This window comes from Leptotrichia sp., assembly GCF_057270615.1.
The window spans coordinates 1-2,834 of the sequence record NZ_DBHIXN010000105.1; the positions used below are offsets into that span (position 1 = coordinate 1).

A 2,834-nucleotide genomic window follows, 5' to 3' on the forward strand; every position below is an offset into this window, starting at 1 on the left:
ATGACTGTTTCATATTCCATACTCATTTTCTAATATTTTTCCTTTCTTCTTCAAATCTTTCATTTCCACTTTATTTAATAAAAACTCGCTATTTTTAAATATTTTTCTTTTTTATCTTTTATTATTTTAAAAAATTTTTTACTTCTATTTTTAAAACTCAGGATATTCAATTTCCCCACGAACACCTTCAAATTTATGAGAAATATTAAACAATAAATCTTCTCTAAAATAATTTCCAATTAACTGAATTCCAACTGGCAATCCATCGACAAACCCCGCAGGTACTGAAATTGCAGGAAGTCCAGCCATGTTTACTGAAACTGTGTAAATGTCTGCTAAATACATTTGCACTGGATCTGTGTTTTTTTCTCCTTTTTTGAATGCTATTGTTGGAGAAACTGGTGTTAATAAAACATCTACTTCTTTTAATGCTTTTGAAAAATCATCTCTAATAAGTCTTCTAACTTGCGAAGCCTTTTTGTAATAAGCGTCGTAGAATCCAGAACTTAACACATAGTTTCCAATCATAATTCTTCTTTTTACTTCATCTCCAAAACCTTTTGTTCTTGATTCGACATACATTTTTTCCACATCTTCATTGCTTTCTCTCACACCATATCTTACTCCGTCGTATCTTGACAAGTTTGAAGCAGCTTCAGCCGATGAAATTATGTAATAAGTAGAAATCGCATATTTTGAATATGGAAGTGATACTTCTTTAATTTCAGCACCTAATTCCTTCAATTTTTCCACCGAATCCATTATTACTTTTTTAATATTTTCATCTAATCCTTCTGCAAAATATTCTTTTGGAATCCCAATTTTCAAGCCTTTCAAGTCATTATTCAAACTTTCCAAATAGTTAGGCACTTCCACATTTACACTTGTTGCATCTTTTTCATCATACCCCGCAATTATTTGTAAAAGTCTAGCCAAATCCTCAGTTGATTTTGCCAAAGCTCCAATTTGATCAAGCGAAGATCCAAACGCCATAAGTCCATATCTTGAAACTCTTCCATAAGTTGGCTTAATCCCAACAGTTCCAGTCAAACAAGCAGGTTGTCTAATACTTCCACCAGTATCTGAACCAAGTGCAATCGGTGCTTGTCCCGCTGCAACCATCGCTGCCGAACCTCCACTACTTCCACCAGGAACTCTTGTCAAATCCCAAGGATTAGAAACTGATTTTATCGACGAATTCTCATTTGAAGACCCCATCGCAAACTCATCCATATTAGCCTTCCCAATTATTGGTGTCCCAGCCTTTTTCAATTTTTCCACAACTGTCGCATCATAAACTCCCACATAATTTTTAAGAATTTTCGATGCAGCCGTAGTCAAATCTCCTTTTGATACAATATTATCCTTCAAAGCCACAGGCACTCCAAACAACAACTCATTATCATAATTTTTTCTAGCTTCTTCATTATTTTCAGAATCATATTTTTTTGCCTCATCTAAAGCCTTTTCAGGAAACACATTAGAAAATGCTCCTATTTTTTCTTCTGTTTTATCAATTCTATCCAAAAAAGATTTTGTCACTTCTTCAGAAGTAATTTCTTTATTTTTTATCATTTCAGCTATTTCACTAGCCGTTTTTTTATATAAACTCATTTTTCCACCTTTCTAAATTTTTTCTAAAATGTATCTAAAAATCTCAATTTTTCAAAAAATTTTTTCTCTTCCAATTTTCAAACTTCCATTTTTCAAAAATTCTACCAATCAGACATTTTTCAATACATCCTAGTTATCCGCATTTTCTCCAACAACTTTTGGAACAATTATAAATTCCTCATCGCTATTTGGTGCATTTTCCAAGATCTCTTTCTTAATTCCACTATCCTTAACAACATCTTTTCTCAATACATCCTTCAAATCAAGCACATTAAAAAGTGGCTCAACCTCACTCGTATCCACACTATTCAACTCTTCCATATGATCAAAAATTTTATTTAAATCCACTCTAAATTTTTCAATTTCATTTTCTGAAAATTCCAGCTTTGAAAGTGCTGCTATTTTCAGTACATCTTCTTTGCTTAACATTCGTTATTTTCCTCCTTTAAAAAATATTTTTAGCCCAATTGGGTAACTCGTCAGATTGTTTTATTATTTTTTTATTTATAATTTTTAAAATCATTTTATACTCTTTTGTATTATCATAAACTGTAACATTATCAAATTTATTTAAAACTTTCGATAAATTTTCCAAAGATTCATCATATCTTTTTTCGACAATTTTATCAGGAATGTCATGTCCGCCTTTTAAAACTCTATTTTTTATTCTTTCTTTTGCAATATCTACGCTATTTATTCCTACATAAAACAAATGAAGTTTATAATTTTTGCTTTTTAATTTATCAATTAATTTTAATATTGTTTTTCCAGTTAATGTAGTTTCCTCGTTAAAAGAAAGTCCTTTTTCAATACATTCATTTCTCAATTTAATTGCTATTTTTGCTGATTTTATTTGATCAGATTCATTTTTCCAATTTCCAATTTTTTTAACTATTTCATCAGTATTTATTCTAAAAGTTCTTTTAATATCCTCAGTAATTATACTAAACAAAGTAGATTTCCCTGCTCCATTTACTCCTGCAAACAAATAAAAATTTTTATCTTCCATAATTAATATATCCCTTTTTCAATCGCCTCTTTTTGCTTTCTCTGTATAATCAAATCCTGCAATTCAATATAAAAATCAATATCTTTCTTGTTTTCTGTTTTTTCTAGCAATGTATTAAAATCTTTATAACTTATCGTTTCTATCAATTTTTTCAAGTCCATATTTTCAATATCTTGATTTGGAAATAATTCTTTTAATTTCATAGTTTCTC

Annotated in this window: 4 protein-coding genes; all 4 read right to left on the bottom strand. The window is 29.7% G+C overall.

Features of this window, described 5'->3' with window-relative positions; translation table 11 throughout:
* Positions 1-150 precede the first annotated feature (150 nt).
* Complete coding sequence (gene gatA / locus ACO409_RS10555; protein ID WP_485557062.1) at positions 151-1,614, bottom strand: Asp-tRNA(Asn)/Glu-tRNA(Gln) amidotransferase subunit GatA; 1,464 nt, start codon at positions 1,612-1,614, stop codon at positions 151-153.
* Positions 1,615-1,743: 129 nt separating this feature from the next.
* Positions 1,744-2,043, bottom strand: a complete 300-nt coding sequence (gatC, locus tag ACO409_RS10560) for an Asp-tRNA(Asn)/Glu-tRNA(Gln) amidotransferase subunit GatC (protein WP_021745911.1) — start codon at positions 2,041-2,043, stop codon at positions 1,744-1,746.
* Positions 2,044-2,059: 16 nt separating this feature from the next.
* A complete protein-coding gene (locus ACO409_RS10565; RefSeq protein ID WP_485557063.1) occupies positions 2,060-2,623 on the bottom strand; it encodes an ATPase in 564 nt (187 codons plus the stop codon).
* Positions 2,624-2,625: 2 nt separating this feature from the next.
* Positions 2,626-2,834, bottom strand: a 209-nt coding sequence (locus ACO409_RS10570) for a hypothetical protein (protein WP_485557065.1), incomplete at its 5' end; no start/stop codon positions are given.